The organism is Saccharibacillus kuerlensis DSM 22868 (assembly GCF_000378145.1).
GTDB lineage: Bacteria > Bacillota > Bacilli > Paenibacillales > Paenibacillaceae > Saccharibacillus > Saccharibacillus kuerlensis.
Window position 1 is genome coordinate 99,025 of the sequence record NZ_KB899286.1, and the last position, 18,372, is coordinate 117,396.

14 protein-coding genes are annotated in these 18,372 nt (G+C 50.6%); 5 read left to right on the top strand and 9 right to left on the bottom strand.

Annotated elements, in window-relative coordinates:
• The first annotated feature begins 2 nt into the window (after positions 1 to 2).
• Entirely contained in the window at positions 3 to 1,550 is a 1,548-nt protein-coding gene (locus tag F456_RS0112155; protein WP_018977309.1) for an MFS transporter, read from the top strand.
• 606 nt (positions 1,551 to 2,156) lie between these two features.
• Here the strand turns inward: F456_RS0112155 and F456_RS0112165 are convergent.
• The 5 genes from F456_RS0112165 to F456_RS0112185 all read right to left on the bottom strand — a co-directional run bounded on the left by F456_RS0112165 (position 2,157) and on the right by F456_RS0112185 (position 7,270).
• Positions 2,157 to 3,077, bottom strand: a complete 921-nt coding sequence (locus F456_RS0112165) for an ABC transporter permease (RefSeq protein ID WP_018977311.1) — start codon at positions 3,075 to 3,077, stop codon at positions 2,157 to 2,159.
• On the bottom strand, positions 3,074 to 3,799 hold the full coding sequence (locus F456_RS0112170) for an ABC transporter ATP-binding protein (RefSeq protein WP_018977312.1): 726 nt from the start codon (positions 3,797 to 3,799) through the stop codon (positions 3,074 to 3,076). The genes F456_RS0112165 and F456_RS0112170 overlap by 4 nt, the downstream gene beginning before the upstream one ends.
• 12 nt (positions 3,800 to 3,811) lie before the next feature.
• The gene (locus F456_RS0112175) at positions 3,812 to 4,717 is read right to left on the bottom strand and encodes a hypothetical protein (protein WP_018977313.1); all 906 of its coding nucleotides are present in this window, start codon (positions 4,715 to 4,717) and stop codon (positions 3,812 to 3,814) included.
• A gap of 305 nt (positions 4,718 to 5,022) precedes the next feature.
• Positions 5,023 to 5,733, bottom strand: a complete 711-nt coding sequence (locus F456_RS0112180) for a response regulator transcription factor (protein WP_018977314.1) — start codon at positions 5,731 to 5,733, stop codon at positions 5,023 to 5,025.
• Positions 5,734 to 5,737: 4 nt separating this feature from the next.
• Complete coding sequence (locus F456_RS0112185; RefSeq protein WP_018977315.1) at positions 5,738 to 7,270, bottom strand: sensor histidine kinase; 1,533 nt, start codon at positions 7,268 to 7,270, stop codon at positions 5,738 to 5,740.
• Positions 7,271 to 7,706: 436 nt separating this feature from the next.
• Between F456_RS0112185 and F456_RS0112190 the strand changes: the two genes are divergently transcribed.
• The gene (locus tag F456_RS0112190) at positions 7,707 to 8,441 is read left to right on the top strand and encodes a PDDEXK family nuclease (protein ID WP_018977316.1); all 735 of its coding nucleotides are present in this window, start codon (positions 7,707 to 7,709) and stop codon (positions 8,439 to 8,441) included.
• Between the two features lie 753 nt (positions 8,442 to 9,194).
• Here F456_RS0112190 and F456_RS0112200 read toward each other — a convergent pair.
• The 4 genes from F456_RS0112200 to F456_RS0112215 all read right to left on the bottom strand — a co-directional run bounded on the left by F456_RS0112200 (position 9,195) and on the right by F456_RS0112215 (position 14,824).
• Complete coding sequence (locus F456_RS0112200; RefSeq protein WP_018977318.1) at positions 9,195 to 9,590, bottom strand: hypothetical protein; 396 nt, start codon at positions 9,588 to 9,590, stop codon at positions 9,195 to 9,197.
• A 59-nt stretch (positions 9,591 to 9,649) separates the two neighbouring features.
• Positions 9,650 to 10,858, bottom strand: a complete 1,209-nt coding sequence (fabV, locus tag F456_RS0112205) for an enoyl-ACP reductase FabV (RefSeq protein WP_018977319.1) — start codon at positions 10,856 to 10,858, stop codon at positions 9,650 to 9,652.
• Positions 10,859 to 11,291: 433 nt separating this feature from the next.
• Entirely contained in the window at positions 11,292 to 12,692 is a 1,401-nt protein-coding gene (locus F456_RS22495) for a methyl-accepting chemotaxis protein (protein WP_018977320.1), read from the bottom strand.
• A 446-nt stretch (positions 12,693 to 13,138) separates the two neighbouring features.
• Positions 13,139 to 14,824, bottom strand: coding sequence for a methyl-accepting chemotaxis protein (locus tag F456_RS0112215; protein WP_018977321.1), 1,686 nt, complete (start codon positions 14,822 to 14,824; stop codon positions 13,139 to 13,141).
• A gap of 273 nt (positions 14,825 to 15,097) precedes the next feature.
• Between F456_RS0112215 and F456_RS0112220 the strand changes: the two genes are divergently transcribed.
• The 3 genes from F456_RS0112220 to F456_RS0112230 all read left to right on the top strand — a co-directional run bounded on the left by F456_RS0112220 (position 15,098) and on the right by F456_RS0112230 (position 18,229).
• A complete protein-coding gene (locus F456_RS0112220) occupies positions 15,098 to 16,291 on the top strand; it encodes a M20 metallopeptidase family protein (RefSeq protein ID WP_018977322.1) in 1,194 nt (397 codons plus the stop codon).
• Between the two features lie 99 nt (positions 16,292 to 16,390).
• Positions 16,391 to 16,828: an AAA family ATPase gene (locus F456_RS0112225; protein ID WP_018977323.1), complete on the top strand. Its 438-nt coding sequence runs from the start codon at positions 16,391 to 16,393 to the stop codon at positions 16,826 to 16,828.
• 162 nt (positions 16,829 to 16,990) lie between these two features.
• A complete protein-coding gene (locus F456_RS0112230) occupies positions 16,991 to 18,229 on the top strand; it encodes an MFS transporter (RefSeq protein ID WP_018977324.1) in 1,239 nt (412 codons plus the stop codon).
• Positions 18,230 to 18,372: the final 143 nt, after the last annotated feature.

Genomic DNA, 18,372 nt, shown 5'->3' on the forward strand with positions numbered 1-18,372 from the left:
GCATGCTATCCGATATTGATAAAAATCCGGCAGTCGAAAATTCGATCGAGTCCCGGCTGTCCGTCTTTCTGTCTCCGATCCGAAAATCGAAAGCTTTTACCTATCTCTGGCTCGGTCAATGGATTGCTATGCTCGGCAGTTCGGTGTCCGTACTGATTCTGCCGCTTGTCGTCTATTCCCTTACAGATTCGTCGACGGCGCTTGGACTGGCTATGACCTGCTATATGCTGCCGAACATTCTCGCTCTGCCTTTTGCCGGGTGGATTGTGGATAAGACCGACCGATTGAAACTTGTGATGCTCAGCAACGGAGTACGATTGTTCATTATGCTGCTGGCCGCCATTTCTATTTTCAACGGGAGCATTACACTTGAGCGGTTGTATGTTGGTCTGGTGTTTTACGGGATGATGGAAGGTGTGTTCAATCCCGCTTATTCTGCTCTGCGCGCCGAAATTTTCACGCCGGACATTCGCAATGCCGCCAACGCGCTGAGTCAGCTCAGTATTCAGGGCGTTCGGCTGCTCGGTCCGGCTCTCGGCGGTATGCTGGTCACTGCCGCTTCTCCGGGAGCCGGTTTTGCACTTGATTCCATTACATATCTTCTTTCGCTGTGCTGCTTTATGATGCTGGGACGAGTTCTTGCCGCTCAACGAAGACATCGTCAAGCTGGCTCCCCGACTCTTGACGGCGCTGCGATTACTGGTGAAGCGGCAGCGCTGATCGGCGCGGACAGTGCCGCTAAGACGTCGATCGAACCGATGGCAGGAACGATGATGACCGAAGACTCCGTAATCAACCATAGACCTGGCGCAGACCACAGCAGTTCCATCGACAGTTCCTCCAGAACTTCTGCCGACGCTTCTGCTGGTGCTTCTGGCGGTGCTTCTGCTGGCGGTGCCTCTGCTGGTGCTTCGCTCAACGATGCTGGCGCATCTTCGGTCCGTACAGGCTTTGCCGCCGAGATTATGGAAGGCGTTCATGTGCTCCGGGGACTGCCTTGGCTGTGGATTACAATCATCGCCTTCTCCCTGCTGAATATTTGCTATACCGGCATCGTCGCCGTCATGGTGCCTTGGTTGTTCAAAGTTCATCACGGTTTATCGCCATCTGTCTACGGCATCGCCATGGCGGGTACGGCGGTCGGTGCCATCGCGGCTGCACTCCTGTTCGGATCAAAACGCAGCTGGAAACGCCGCGGTCTTGTCGCCTACGGCGGCGCGCTGCTGGGCGGAGTTGCCCTCCTGCTGCTATCGGTAATTAACTGGGTACCAGGACTGGTTATGGCTATGATGCTTGAAGGCTTCGGCATGATGATGTTCATGATTATCTGGGAGATCAGTCTGCAAGAGCTGGTTCCTGCCGAAAGCTTCGGCCGGGTCGCAAGCCTTGATCTGCTCGGCTCATTCGCTCTGCTTCCGGTCGGCTACTTGATTGTCGGATACCTCGCCGATACAATCGGTGGTATTCCAACAATCGCAATCTTTGCCTGTGCCGGTATTGTCATCCTGCTAACGGCACTGTGTTCACCACATATTCGGAAATTCGAATAGAGACAGGGCTTCCAGCAGCTAAACAAGCATTTAAAGGATGGATCGACTGTGAACAGTGAGCAGTGCACAGTGAACAATCTGCAATCTGCAATCTGCAATCTGCAATCTGCAATCTGCAATCTGCAGGCTAATTATCGGGCTGCTCAGTTATTCAGTTATTCAGAGATTTAGAGATTTAGAGCCTATACATAAACCTATTTCAGCTAGATCCGAAAGAGTTTATTGAAGGTGGAAGAAGAACAAAAGAAAAATAAGTGCGCCCTTACACTTATTTTTCTCAAATTTTTAACTTTCGCTGAAATAAGTGCTCCCATACACTTATTTCAGCGTTTTTCTGTTTTTAACGGTACTTTCATGTTAAATAGTTGCACCTGTGCACTTATTGTACGATTTAGCGAGCTTTTGCAGAAAATAATTGCATATAAGCACTTATTGGGCTTTACATTGAATCTTATTGATCGGATTTTATTAATCAAATCTTATTAGGATTCAAGGGTTCCATACAAAAAACGTTCCGCCGGCATCGCCGAATGGAACGTTTTTTCGTACAGCCCAAAGCCGCATTCACATTCAAAACCGAGTTCATATCCGAATCGGCATAACCAGTCAGATTTCTCTGCGATCGAACAGCAGAATCTGGGCTGTTGTCAGCACGGTTCCACAGCCGAGCAGAATGCCGACGCCCATTGCCAACTGAGCGTAAGCAATTTCCGATCCGATCACCGTCTTATACAGCACTGTATACTCGGTCAGCAGCATCGGCGCCGCTGCCGGAAACAGCAGACCGGCTCCATTCAGTACCAGCAGAAGCAGAACACCCAACAGGAAGCCGGAAGTCGCGCTTCGGGCAAGTGTCGAAGCGAAAGCGGCAGCCGCACTGATGGCGGCAGCCGGCAGCAGCGTTACCGCATAAGCGCCAAGCACGGTAAGCAGGCTCAGATCGCCAAGCCCGGCACCCGACAGCAGCGCCGCCGCAAGCGACAGTACCAGCAGCAGAGCCAGAAGACCTACCTGATAAATGAGTATGGCAGCGATCTTGCCGACTGCCAATGCGGGACGGCTTACCGGACGAGTGAGCGGGATCTTCAGCTCGCCGCGCTCCCGCTCTCCGGCAAACAGATCAGCCGCAAGCATACAGGCTGTCAGAGGAAGCAGCACGTAAGCCGCAAGTGACAACAGCGTATACGGCAGATTTTCCGGCGAGAAGCGGATCACGCCGCCTGAACGATTCGTAAGCAGAACAATCAGAGGCAGCAGAGCCACAAGTACCGGAACGGCTCGATACTTGAATTGGGCGATAATCTTTCGCAGTTCAACTTCTGTCGTACGAGCGACCATTGTTCCCCAAGAAGGTTCGGTACCGCTTTTGTTCTGAGCATTGGCATCGACATAATCAGAAGCGGAATTTCCTATCCCATAAGGCTTCTTCGCATTTGTCTTGGCAGTCGTTTCGATGACGCTCCCTGTTCCCGATCCGGCGTCCGACTCCATATAAGATTCGGCCGTTCCGTTTCGCTGCTTATTCATATCGCCTCTCTCCCTTCTCCATTTGTCATTCTTAAGTAATAGCGTTCGAGACTGCCGTAACGCTCCAACACTTCGGCTACCGGCATTCCACCTTGCAGCGTACCTTCCCGCAGCACAACCACATGTGTGCAGAGCTGCTCCATTTCATGCGCAAGATGGCTGGACAGCAGCACCGCGCATCCTCTAGCTCTCTCCTCGAGCAGCAGTTCCCGGAACAAAGCTGCACCTTCGATATCCATGCCGTTTGTCGGTTCATCCAGTACGAGCAGGTCCGGCCGGGGAAGCAGTGCGGCCGCCAAGGCCAAACGCTGCTTCATGCCCATCGAGAATTTCCGGACTTTATCACGGCGGTAAGGCAGCAGCCCTACCCGTTCCAACAACGGCTCCACCGTTTTCGCATCGAACCTGGGATAGAAGCGGCCGGTCAGCAGTAAGTTCTGTTCCGCCGTTAAGTAGGGATACAGGCCGGGCGTCTCGATCATACAGCCTGTCCGGGCCAAAATGGCAGGCAGTTCCTCCAACGGATTCAGACCAAACAGCGAAATTTCTCCGGCATCCGGTCTGATTAAGCCCGTCATCGCCTTCATGGCGGTCGTCTTGCCGCTGCCGTTCGGGCCCAGCAGGCCGAGAACCTGACCCGCTTCAACTTCCACACTTAAGTTCTCTACACCACGGCGGCCGGCATACTTCTTCGTCAGGTTTTCGATACGAACGATGGTCATGTTATCTCCTCCTTATTCGAATCGGTCGCTGTCCAAGCCGCCGTGACCGAACCCATGAGATCCTGCCATTTCTTCAAGCTCCTTGACTGTTTGTCCCGTCACATCGATATCCTGAGGTACTGTCGTGCCCAGCTCGCCGATTATACTGTCCATCGAAGCTTCAAGTTCTACCTTTTGACCATTCTCGTCCAGGCCCGATACAACGATTGTCGTAGTTAACGTGCTGATCGCTCCATTCTGCACACCAGCATCAAGGCGGACACTTTCCACACGGCTGTCAGAGACGATCGGGAACAGCGCTTTGGAATCGAAATCTTTCCATTCCGACTGCCACTCAGCTTCTTCGTTCAGACGATTCTGCCCTTGGTGCGCTCCCGCTTCCAGCACTGCGTTCATAGCCAGGTTTGCCAATTCCGGAATTTGTGCACCTGTCAGACTGAGCGTGATCGTGTCTCCGTTTTGTGTAAAGCGATTCTTAATGTCACCCAACAGCAGGTCGCTTGCCGCTTCTGCAAGACGTACCGCGCTCGGTGACGAATCAAAGCGCTCCTCTTCCAACTCTTCCGGGTTTATCGCTGCGGAGTAATACTGATCGCCTTTGCGCAGAATCACTTTACCGTCTTCTGTTGCCTGCTCCACTTCAAGCTTTTGTCCGCCGACTTCAAATTGTCCCAGCGAGTAGCTTTCTTCGCCCGATTTCTGCACTTCAAACTGCCCGCTCGCCGTTACCTTGCCATTCTGCCGAATTTCGATCGTCGAATTCATTGTCGAGTTGTCGATTTCCATAGTTTGAACTGCAGCGCTGCGGAAGTGCTCGTAAGCATTTCCGTTCGCATAAGCTGCCGCGCCGAGGCTTCCTGTTACAATCATGCCTGCCGCCATGACTCCGATCGTTTTGCTGCGCATGCTTTTTTTCATCGTTCATCTCTCCCTGTTTTCGATTTAGTTTCTGATGCCGCTAGCTTTTGTTGAACGCTTTTTATTACTGTTTCCTTGGTACACCCTTATCCTACAGCCGTGAAATAAACTGCCCGCGCATACTTTCTAAACAAAAGTTAAACCGTTCCTAAATATTCCATATATCCAATAAAAACGAAAAGAGCCCGACGCATTTTCTGCGCCGAGCTCTTTAATCTAATCTGCTTGGATACTGCTACCGATACTGCTATTGCTATTGATACTGCTATTGATACTGCTATTGATACTGATAGCGATGCCAATACTCACGCCTTCAACCGGTATCCCGCTCCCCACACCGTCTGAATGACTTTCGGATCACCGGGGTTGTCTTCGATCTTTTCACGCAGCCGATTGATATGTACAGCTACCGTCGCACTGTCGCCGACGGCATCATATCCCCAAATTTTCTCATATAATGTCTCTTTGCTGAGCACCATATCGACATGCTCGACGAGAAACAGCAGCAGCTCATACTCCTTGTTTTTGAGCGACAGCTCCTCATCTCGAACATACACACGGCGGGACTGCGGACGGATCGTGATCTGGCCGACTTTCAATTCGCTGTTTACCGCCGAGGCTCCACCGCTTCGGCTGCGCAGACGCTCATACTGGGCAAGATTGGCTTTGACACGCGCCACCAATTCTCCCGGCGAAAAAGGTTTGACAATATAGTCGTCTGCGCCCAATCCCAGTCCACGCACTTTGTCGATATCTTCCTGGCGCGCTGTCACCATCAGAATGGGAATGTCCACGGTCTCTCTCAGTTTGCGGCATACAGCGAATCCGTCTGCGCCCGGCAGCATGACATCCAGCAGAATCAGATTGAACTCTCCGCTGCCTCCGCGCTGAATCCCTGCCGGTCCGTTGTCGACGATCTCTACCTCGTATCCGTTAATTTCCAAGTAATCCCGTTCAATTTCCGCAATAGCACTGTCATCTTCAACGATCAATATTTTTGAGTTTGTCGTATCCAATCTCTTACTCCTCCTTCTTCTTTTGAACAGGCAGTTCAATCACAATTCGCAGACCGCCGCCCGTCCCATGTTCCGCTCTGATGCTTCCGTCCATAAAAGCAATCGCCTTCTCCGAGATCGCGAGACCCAGGCCGCTTCCCCGGTCCGGACTGCTGCGCGAGGCGTCGCCCCGGTAAAAGACATCGAACAGCTTCGGCAGCGCTTCATCGGTAACACCGGGACCGTCGTCTTCCACTTTAATCCGCAATCTGCCGCCGGCCTCTCTCGCTTCGACCGACACGGTAACGTCTTCGCGTTCTTTGTATTTCATACTGTTCTCGACAATGTTGGCCAGCACCCGCCGGAACTGAACAGGATCGGCATACAGCATCAGTCCTTCTTCAAGTTCGCCAAACGATACCCGCAGTCCCTGTTCCGCATGCTCTTCGGCTGCCGCAAGGAAGAAAGTTTCCAGCTGTTCGCGCGGATCGAAGTATTCGGGATAATTCGGATAGTCGCCCAGATCCATTTTTGAAAAAAGGAACAGCCGGGACACCATATGGTCGATATCCTCTGCCTTGGTCTTGATCATTGTCACGTAGCGGCGCTGCGACTCCGGGTTGCTTGCGACTCCATCCAAGAGCCCCTCGGCATATGCCTTGATTGAAGTCAGCGGAGAACGCAGATCATGTGAGATGCCTGCCATTAACTCTTTGCGGTTCAGTTCCTGCTTCTGTACGGCCCAGACCGACTCCTTCAGCCGGCCCGCCATCTCATTGAAAGCTTCACATACCGGCCGGAATTCGTCTTTGCGTGTATATTGAATGCGGTAATCCAGATTGCCATCCCTGATCTGCGTCACACCATCTGCCAGAATCTGCAGCGGATGCCGAATCTTCTGGAAAACAAAACGAGTCAGAAAACGGCTGGTGAAAAAGACGACCGTGAACATTCCAAGCAGCAGGCTCAGTGGAATCCAGCCGCTTCCCCTGTCATCCTGATCCGCCGGACTGGACGTCTCTCTCGTACTGAACAGCTCAATCCGGTAAGTCTTATTTGTAACCGAATCGCTTACTTTTTTCACATACAGTTCGTGCCCGTCCTTTCCTACGATTCCCGTTCCGCCGAGCGCCTCCAGCGCTTGAGTCAATTGAGGATCGACAAAAACCTTTTTCCCGAGCGAGTAACGGAGGGAGCCGGTTTGATTGTCGATATCCGTCTCCGAAGCCGATTCAGAAGCGGAACCGCCTGAAGGAGTCGTGACTGTGTCCGTTTCGTAGATTCTCAACGCCATATCGTTTTTTTGCAGCAGGCGTTCAATGCGTTCGACCAGAAAGTCCAACTGCATGACTTCGGAAGCGTCGGAATTTTGGAGAAGCTCTTGAGACGCTGCCATAACGGTATCTCGTCCCTCGTAATAATCGTTGCTGTTTCTAAACTCATAGCCGAAATTCATCCAGAGCAGAAACGTGCCAAGAATTGACAGCATGATAGCAAGCACGATAGGAATAACAATCATCAGAATATTAGATATGAACAGCCTTCTTTTAATCGTCATGGGTGATCTCCTGTGTGGGTTGGGTACGATGCATGCCGATGTTCCGATACCGCGGCCGCTTCCGATCGGATCACAGACGCGCGGATCAGGCAAATCGGGTAAACGGAACAAATCGGCAGATAGGACTAATCAGTAAATAGGACTAATTGGATAGATCGTTATGGTCAGATAGGCTTCGTGCGTTTTCGTTACTTGAATGATAGCATGCGGGGATAACGCTGGGGTAAACAGGATTTTAACAAAACATAAACTGGGTGAAAGAATGCGGTGGAAGAAAGCGACAGAAAAAGATTCGGCAGCGGATTTCCAGCAAATGGCGGCCTATGCTATACTTTTTTTATTTACAAGTGACCGAGCGACGAAGAACGTCCTTTTGGCTTTTGGCCGAGAGGGCGTTTTTTTGCGTTCAGTCTAATTAAGGGTGGGAAATGATTGAATGGATAAAAAGGGAACTACGACTGCTGCCGAACCGCTGTCCGAATTCGAAACTGCCCACGCGATCTTCTTGGAGCAGCATCTAAGCCGTCGTTCCGGCGAACGCCGGGGAAGATTGGAGCGAGGGCATCAGTATGCTGAAAAACTGTTTTTACAAAACGTTTGGTGGCCGCTGTTTGGCAGCCTGAAGCATTTGCATCCCGAGTATGAAATTTACGATTGGAACCGTCGCTCGCAGTTTCTCGACTTTGCTTTTCTTCCGGAAAGCGGCGGGCGGATCGGCATCGAATGCGACGGATTTCAAAGCCATATTAAAGACATGGATCGCGAGAAATTCAGTTATGCGCTGAATCGCGATTCGTTTCTCACCGGTCTGGGTTGGAAAATGCTGCACTTTGCTTTCGATGATATTCAGCGCCGCCCCGAGGTATGCCGAATGCTGCTGCAAATGAGCGCGATGCCGATGATAGTGGGTACGTCTGCGTCAAAAAGCCCGGGAGTGAGAGGAAACGAGGTGCTGACGCCCATGCAAAAGGATGTGCTTCGATTCGCCTGGCGTCTGGGCAGAGCGATTCGGCCGAAAGATGTGATCGAGACCTATCGGATAAATTTCCGCACAGCTCGCTCCCTTTTGAACAGCTTAGTCGAGCAGAGCCTAATGAAACCTGTAGGCAGCGGTAAATATGTACGCTATTACGAAGTCGTCGGCGGATTTCCAAAATTCCTTATCGAATAGTTGGACGAACAATATGGATGAACAATAATTTAATAGCCCGCTCTCTTTGTTAAAAATAGAGGGAGCGGAATCTTTCTATGCTGAATGAAGATCTAATTAGATGAAGATCCAATCAGCTTACAGCAAATTCAAGTAGGAGACGAAGTCAATCAAAGTTGTGGGTGAAGCAAGATGAAATAAGATGAAATTGTGGACGAAGCGAATTGAAGTTGTACTCTATGCAAAATTATTGGGTTCAGCACGGCCAATTAGGTTTCGAAGTTGTATGAACTACAGCATTTTTAAAGCAATTACGCTTAAAAAATCATTTTTGCATCAAAAATATTGCACTTTCTGCAGCTTACGGCTCAAAAGTGGACTTATGTATGCAAAATGTTGTACTGGCTGCAACTTTCTCTACTTGCTTCTGATTGCGCCTGCTTGCTTCTGTTTCTATTTGCTTCTGTTGGCAGATAGGCTTGCCGGATGTCGATTTATCAGGCGACTCGCAGCAGCTCCATATTTTCTATGAACTGCTGCAAAAATGTACGAGACTTAAAAATAGCGGAAACTACAAATCCGGCTTGTTCGCTGATTTCGAATCCCATTCGTCTATAAAAAAAACGGACAGGTCCGCTTCTGCGGCCTGTCCGTTTATCTTGTCCGTTTATCTTGTTCGTTCATATCGTCCGTTCATATTGAAGTGCCGCGATGTTTTCGAATCCTGTTCCTATAGGCTGCACGCTTCAAGCCACAAGCTGCAAACCGCAAGCTTCAAGCTTGGGAATCGCGCGGCTGTTCCGTCCCAAATCCGGAACGGGCGATGACTGTGTACATGCCGATCAATACGACAGCAATCACGAATGCGATCAAGCTGTACAGCGCGACTCTTCCAAGACCGAGCGCCTGTAGACAGCGTCCACCATACACGATCAGCACATAGGCAGCAGCTACTGCGGCGACGAAAGACCCCAGCGCGATCGCTTTCTGCCTGGGTGTCGAACGACGCCGCACATCGGCGATCTCTTTCCTGTGCCTTACGACTCGCAACGCGATATAAAGCAGCAGCAGCGGCATCGTATACGCATTCTCCAAAAAGAACAGACTGATGCCCATCAAGGCAATCAGGACCCAGGTGATCGACATAAAGTAACGGTAAAATTTCGCCATTTGGCCTCCTCCTTTTTGTCTCGGGAACAGACTTTTTGCAGGAGTCGACTTGGCGATGATTATTCCTGCACCGGCCGCAGGCTGCCTTCCGGCATCTCTACGCGCGGATTGGTGTCTGCTTCATAGTCGACACCGTCGGTCTCAAAACCGAACAGCTGGAAAAACTCCTTACGGTACCCTTCCAAATCGCTCAGCTGACTGATATTGTCCGACGAGATCTGCTCCCAAATATCGGCAACTTCCTCCTGTACATCGCTGCGCATTTCCCAATCGTCGATGCGGATGCGGCCTTTTTCGTCGACCGGCACTTCTCCTTCACCGTACAAACGCTCTGCAAAAAGGCGATACGTCTGCTCAATGCAGCCTTCATGCAGGCCTTTTTCCTTCATAATCTTGTAAAGGACGGAGACATATAGCGGTACGACCGGAATGGCCGAGCTCGATTGGGTAACCAATGCTTTGCTGACCGATACGAATGCACGCCCGCCATTATCGGCCAGCTGTGCGCCAATTTGGTGAGCCGTCTCTTCCAAATGATCTTTCGCTTGGCCGATCGATCCCTCGCGATAGATCCGCTGGGTCAGGTCAGGTCCGATGTACGAATAAGCGATTGTCGTTGCGCCTTCCGCCAGCACGCCGCCTTCGCGCAGTGCATCGATCCACAGCTGCCAGTCTTCGCCTCCCATAACTTCGACCGTCGCCGCAATCTCTTCTTCCGTCGCCGGATCAATCGTTACTTCGCTCACTTCTCCGCTGTGGAAGTTGACCGTCTTGTTGGTGTACGGAGCGCCGATCGGCTTCAGCACGGAGTTGACCGCTTCACCTGTCTTCGGGTTAATGCGGCGCGCCGAAGCTACGCTGTAGACAACCAGATCGACTTGTCCCAGCTCAGATCGAATAACTTCGATTGTCTTCGCCTTTGTCTCGTTCGAGAAGGCGTCTCCCGTTACGCTGAACGATCTCAGTCCAGCTTCCGCGGCCTTTTGCTCGAAAGCAGCGGAATTGTACCAGCCCGCTGAAGCGGTACGGGTCTCGCTGCTCTTGCTCGGACGGTATACGCCGACCGTTGCCGCTCCTGCGCCAAAAGCGGCTGCGATGCGAGCGGACAAGCCGTAGCCGGTGGAAGCACCGATTACGAGCACTTTCTTCGGTCCCTCAAGACGCGGCTTGCCTGCGATATAATCAATCTGCTGCTGTACCTGCGCGGCACAGCCGTTCGGATGAGCGGTCGTGCAAATAAATCCGCGTGTTCTCGGTTTGATAATCATGGTAGATGTCCCTCGCTTTTCGATTCTTGTACTCGGCTTCCGGACCGGATGTACGAACTGTATATGAACAGCCGGTCCGCAGCCTATCCGTATCAGTGTACCAATTTTTTCGGATTTAGGCACTCTTCCTGTGCGCCTTGGCTCTGTACTCTGCATGTTCCAACAAATCATTCAATCGGAAGATACTGAAAAGAAGGCGCAATAGGCTGAGAACTCAAGAAGAAGCGGAAACAAAAAAGGCGAAGCTTCCGAAGAAGCTTCGCCAAGCTGTCGAGAAAGTCTTATTCGCTTTGGAAACCCAATGGCTGCAGGAGAAATTCGTTAGCTGATGCTTACGATGTACCTTTCTTCGAAAGGTTTTGGGTCGCATGTTGAAATCGAGAAAAAGAACTAAATTTCACCGACATGACTGACCGGACCTCTCTCTGTACATTCAGGCAATGCGCGAAGGCTGCGATGTCCGCACGGCCTGACGGACCTGTGTCATTTCTTCAGCGGCAGCGGACGCTGGCAGAGAAACGGTCTTATCCGTCTGTTCATTCAGGAAACGGAAGTGGGAAGCAATGTTCTCCAGACGCTGCGAGCTGTCGCCGGTTCGGCGAGCCTGCACTGCAACTTGATTGGATGCTTCCAATACACTTGAAGATTGCTCGAAGATCGTCTCGGTCCCTTCGGCAGCTTCACCGTTGGCGGCTGCAATCTCGCTGATTGCTTTGGACAAGTTCTGTACCGAAGCGCTGAGCTGCTCGCTGGTAGCACTGAAATCGGAAACCATATTTTCGATATATAGAGCATCCTGCAGATAAGAATTCGCATTGTTCTGCATCATCTGATAGTCGTCTGCGATCTCTGTTGTCATCAGCTCCAGAAGACGTCCGGAGTGCAGCTGCAGATTGTCAACCGAACCGACGACTCTTTCGGTAACGGTATGGATCTGCTCAACCGACCGCTTCGAGGCGTCGGCCAGCTTACGGATTTCATCGGCAACGACTGCAAAGCCTTTGCCCGCTTCTCCCGCTCTGGCCGCTTCAATGGATGCGTTAAGTGCCAACAGATTCGTCTGCTGTGCAATCTGCAGAATCGAGTTTGCCAGATCACGGATCATATTTACGGAATGTGACTCTTCAAGTGCTGCATCCAGCTCCTGCTTCACTTCGGTATAGACTTTTTTCGTAGCTTCAATGGATCGGGTCAGATTCTCCTGAATCTCCATAGCACGGGCGCTGACCTCTCCAGCCTGCCCGGCGCCTTCTTCGGCGCGCTGTGCAATCGAACCGACTGCACGTTCAAATTCCTGCGTCGATGCGTCGATTTCTTGAGCGGAAGAAGCCGTCTGCTGCATGCCTGATGCCATTCGTTCTGTTGTCGACGATACTTCGCGCAGTGCATTTTCCATGCTCATAAACTTGCTTTGGGCGATGCCGGTAGCTTCATTCAACTCCGCCGCTTCTCTCGAGACAGCCGCCAGCAGTTGATAGGCCGATGTATGCATCCGATCGACCGCTCGAATAAGGGTTCCGGTTTCATCGCTGCGCTGCAAGTACTTTTCCGACATTCTCTGTGTAAAGTCACCGTCAGCCATTTTATCTAAATGAGACGCCGCAGCTTGGATCGGTCGAACGATGCCTCTTACAATGAAGAACAGCAAGACAAAAGATATCACGAATCCAAGTACCGAAATGACCAGTGGACCTGCACGCCAGAAATTCACAAGCTGCACGAAATCGCTCATCAATACAACGTTCAATAAGGTTGGAAGCAGCATGCCTAACACGGCCGCTCCCAGCACTCGAATAAACAAACTTCCGGTCATTGTTTTCATAGATTTTTTCATTATGCTGCACCTCTTCTGTTGTTTTGAAAGTAAAAAGAAACTTTTGACCTGATTCAAACTTGGAAACGGTTCTTACCTTGATCTATTAGAACCATTTTATTGTGAGTTAAGGTCTTTAGGTCTAGTTCTTACTATCTATTAGTTATTATATACAAGTTAGCTAGTGTTGAAACACCTCTTTAAAATTTTCCGAAACTTTATTTACAACAACTTAATTAGAAGGCAATAGATTTTCTGCTCGGATAAAGACAGGAGCAGCAAAATATTCATTCAAAGCGAGCCGCATAGTCACTTACTGATCTGCTCCAAGCACATTAGGCTGCTTGAAGACCTGGACATTGAAACTCCACTGCACAACAAAAAGGCGGCGATCCGTAAAGCAATCGCCGCCTTTTCCCCTACACAACCTTTATAAAGTTAGGATCTTCTATTCATTTCTTTGCTTCTTATACTTTAAATCGCGATACCAGTATCTGCAGTCCGTCGGCCAGGTCACTCAGCGACGATGCTCCATGCAGCATCTCTTCGCTGGCAGCCAATTGCTCTTCCGTCGCCGCTGCAATCTCTTCCGTACCGCCTGAAATTTCGCGTGTGCCTTCACTAACGTGCTCCATTGAACGCGATACTTCCGCAAAACCGTTATGGGCCTGTTCCGTTGAAGCAGCCATAGCTTCCGTACGTTCCGACACTTCCCCAATAGACTTCAGAATACCGCCGAACTGACGTGCACCATGATGGGTCACTTCAGCCCCTTCGTGTACCCGACGCTTTACTTCATGCATGGTCTCCATTGCGGCATGCGTTTCCTGCTGAATACTGACAATCAGATCCTTGATCTCCCTCGACGATTTCGAGGACTGATCGGCCAGCTTCTTGACCTCGCCGGCCACGACCGTAAAGCCGCGTCCCGCTTCACCTGCTCTGGCCGCTTCAATCGAAGCGTTCAATGCCAGCATATTGGTCTGAGCCGAAATCTCCGTGATCAGTGTCGTAATCGCATTGATCTTGTCCGTATGGACAGCCAACTGCTGAATGCGATTGTCCGCATCGCCGACAGCCGTGTCGATATACGACATCTGCTCATCAATTTGTACAACCGCGCGCTCGCCTTCTGCTGCCTGTCGGCTCATTTCCCGTGAGAAGGAAGCAACTTCGGCAGTGGAAGCAGCAATCTCAGTAATCCGACCCAGTGTTTCGTGGGTTGATGTCGTACTGCTTCCGGCGATTCGCGTTTGTTCACCCGAACGCTCCGCAATCTGCTGCATGGCCTCCGCAACTTGGTGTGTCGTTGACTTGGACTGTTCAGCACTGGCGGAGAATTGTTGGGAAGCTGACGCCAGCTGTTCCGATGCTTCGCCAATTTGTGTCATTATTCCGCGCAGCGAAGCAACGAAAGCGTTGAAGCTCCCGGCCAACTCACCAAACTCGTCCTTCTGGCGCAGATCGATGCTGCGCGTCAGATCGGCATCACCTTCCGCAATATCGTTCATCTGCCGGTTCAATAGAGTCAGCGGAGTCATAATCGAACGCAGCAGCCAGAAGCCAAGACCTATTCCGGCCGCAACGGCCGCTATCACCGCATACAGCAGAATGTTTTGGGTAACTTTTGCTTCGCTGACGTTGCTTGCCTTCAATGCAGCCACTTCACTCTCGAGGCGGTCTACAAATTCGTTGACAGCCGGATCGACCTGCTCCTTGCGCAGCGTACGTTCTTCACCGAAATGAATCGTTTCTGCCTGGGTGATCTCTCCCTCTTCGATCAGCTTCACGACCTGTTTATTAAGATCAACCAAATTCTCCATTCCCATGGCGATCTTATTCAGGGCATCCAGGTCCTCACCGGTTAAACGTTCACTTTCGGTATCCAGCAAACCCTTAATTTCTTCACTTTTTTTCTTCATGCCTTCGGCAAATTCCGGATTACTGGTCAGCAGATAACCCCGTTCGTCATTGGACAATCCTGTCATCCGATACTGGAGCTGTTTCAGGAATTTTTGCATTTCCAATTTTTGTTCCAAAACTGTGCTGTTTTGCACGCTTTTCTCAATGGCAACTAGAGATAGTATCCCACTGCCCAGCAGTACGGTTACCAATATTAAAATGATGGTAAATAATTTTGTTTTTACTCGCATGGTCATCCCACTTCCTCAATGAATTTTGGTTAGATCAAGTTTAACCTTGATACATATGTAACTCTCCTGTTTTATTATCGGTTATATGTTCATGTGTGAGGAGATAAATGTCGAAAAATATCGTTTTTTAATTTTGGCTCAACCATTTGCTTTCTTTCTTCCTGCTTTCAGGAATTTTCTCATTTGACGCTTTATAGTGAAAATGATAGTTTGAAAACCATATCAAGCGAATTATTAAACTCACTACAAGACATTTCGGAGGGAAGCGATCCAATGACCACACACATTCAAAAACAATGGACCGAAAAACTTGAAAGCGAGTATGAACAGATCGTGCAGTGGCGCCGCCATATGCATGCCAACCCCGAACTTTCATTTCAGGAAACGAAAACGGCGCAGTTTATCGCAGAGACATTAGAAGGTTTCGGTTACGAAGTGCGCAGAGGTGTCGGCGGCAACGGAATTCTGGCCGATCTTAAAGGAAATCGTCCCGGACCTTCTATCGCTTTCCGCGCCGACTTTGACGCACTGCCAATCGAGGAAGAAAACGTGGTGCCGTACAAGTCCCAAAACCCGGGTGTCATGCATGCATGCGGTCATGACGGTCATACTTCAACGCTGCTAGGTGTTGCAAAAGTACTGGCCGACCGGCAGAACGAGCTGAAAGGCAGTCTTCGCTTCATTTTCCAACATGCCGAAGAGAAGCTCCCCGGCGGTGCGATTGCGATGATTGAAGCCGGGGCACTCGAAGGTGTCGACGAAGTGTATGGTGCACACCTGGCAAGTTACATGCCGTTGGGCAAACTGTCCGTCCCTTCCGGACCTTCCATGGCCGCTGTCGACTCGTTTGCTATTACGGTGCAGGGCAAAGGAGGTCACGGTGCAAAGCCGCATCAGACAGTCGATGCGATCGTCGTAGGCAGCCAGCTCGTAACATCGCTGCAGCATATTGTAGCCCGTCATATCAATCCACTGCACTCCGCTGTCGTAACTGTAGGCATATTCCAAGCCGGGTCGGCCTTCAACGTAATCGCGGATAAAGCGAAGATTGAAGGTACGGTACGCAGCTTCGACCCTGAAGTCCGCCAGCAGATCGAACGCGATATTCGCGACATGGTGCACGGTATTACGCTTGCCGAGCATGCCACTTACGAGCTGGATTACGTTAACGGCTATCCAGCACTCGTCAATCCGCCGAAGCAGGCCGAAGAAGTTCGGGGTATTTTTGCACGGAAATTCGGTGAGGATGTGCTGTATGGACCCGACACTTCGATGGGTGCGGAAGATTTCGCTTATTATCTGCAGCACCGTCCGGGCAACTTCTTCAATGTCGGCTCACAAAACGACAATCCGGATACATCCTTTCCGCATCACCATCCGCGGTTCGATATCGACGAACGCGCCTTACTAATCGCCGGACGAGCCTTCTTGAGCATCGCTGCAGCGAAGCTGCTGGACGAAGCGTAAGCTTTCTCAGGGCCGCGGATACCGGAATCTTTCGGTATGCCGTCGGCCTTTTCACATTTTTCCGTTCCTTTTATCTTAACTTCAAAAAGGAGGGCTTACATGGAATGCATCGTTCTAATGGGCATTCAAGCTTCGGGCAAATCTTCCTTCTATAAAGAGTGCTATATCGATACCCATCTGCGGTTAAACATGGATATGCTGAAGACCCGCTACCGGGAAAATCTGCTTCTGACTGCCTTTCTTGAAGCGAAGCAGCCTTTTGTTGTCGACAATACCAATCCCCTGCCCGAAGACCGGATCAAATATATTGAAGCGGCGAAAAAGTATCATTTTACGGTCGTCGGTTTCTTTTTCGAACCCGATTACGAGGCGTCGATCCGGCGCAATGCACAGCGGACAGGCAAAGCTTTTGTAAGAGAAATCGGGATCCAAAGCGTGCTGAAAAAGCTTGTCCGTCCCTCTTATTCAGAAGGATTCGACGAGCTTCATACGGTAGTTTCAATGAACGGTACATTTACGGTGAAGTCTATGGATTGAAGTTCTAAACTTAGGCAGCAGATCGGGTGATAACTAACTTTTTCTTAATTCGGTCGTTTTTTGCTTCTTCTTTCACTTCTTCTATAGTAATCTATATGGCAGTATGTTCGAAAACGCTTTTATATCCATTCTTTTATTTCATGACATCGGAGGAACCGTCGCATGGCAAGAACGCTTTTCCCGAGGCTTCGCGGCAACAGCCGAGGATGCTTGGCTTTCGAGCCCTTTTTTCTGATTCCGTACAGCATGGTAATGACCTACGCGACCCTGTATATGTACGAGCTGGGTGTGAGTGAAACGAATATCGGCTGGATTACAACGCTCGGCCTGATTGTGCAGGTGCTCTCCTCGTTCATGAGCGGTTATCTGACCGACTTGATGGGACGCAAACGCGCTATCCTCATCTTCGATGTTCTCAGTTGGTCCGTGGCTACGCTCATTTTCGCTTTTTCGCAAAACATTTGGTTTTTCGTCATTGCTACTTTTATTAACGGATTTCAGCGGGTCCCACATGTCGCTTTCTACTGCCTGATCGTTGAGGATACGCCGCCGAAAGACCGGACTTACGTATTCACACTGCTGCAGATCATCGGCGTGGTCGGCGGCCTGTTCGCTCCGCTCGGCGGTCTGCTCGTCGATCATTACGGCATTGTCGACGGCACCCGAATCATGTACATATTCTGCTGCGTATCCATGACATTCCAATTCATCGGGCGGCAGGTGACGACGCGCGAGACAGAAATGGGTTATCGGAAAATGAAAGAAACTCGCGAGCTGGGTCTTAAGGCCAGCCTGATCGACTACGGCGGTGCCATTCGCGACCTGTTTGCAAGCAAAAGTCTGATGCTGATCTTCATTGTCTACATCCTGTTCAATTTCCAAATGACGCTCAAGACGACGTATCTATCGCTGTATCTGGCCGACTATCTGCATGTGGACAGTGGGCTGATCTCGCTCGTTCCAGCCGTCTCCTCGATTGTCATGCTGTTTGCGCTTTGGCTCATTATGCCGAAAATTCCGGCGCAGGCCGAGACCCGCTCAATGATGGCGGGCTTCGCTCTGTCGGTCGCATCGAACGCTATGCTTGTCTTGTGGCCGACATCGAACCTGGTCTGGATCGGCTTCAGTACAGTTCTTGCTGCAGTCGGTCTGATGATCAGCTCGCCGTACCTCGAGGCGGCCGTACAGAACGCGATCGACGACGAGAAACGGGCCAAAGTATTTTCCATGCTGTCCGTCGTCATCCTACTGCTCACCTCCCCTGCCGGCATTGTCGGCGGTTGGGCGTACACACTCGATCCTCGTATTCCAATCTGGATCATTGCAGGATCGTTTGCGGCAGCGTTCGTGTTCCTGATGATTTATTTGAACCGAACAAGAAAAGATGGAGCGACTGTTTAATCCGCCGGATACGACTATCAGGAAATATTTTAGCAAAAAAAGAGCCGAATGCGAATGATGCGCGTCGGCTCTTTTTTCGTACTTCCATCTTATATCTTTGATCTATATCCGTATAATAAGCGTTCATTACGAGGCAGCGTCAA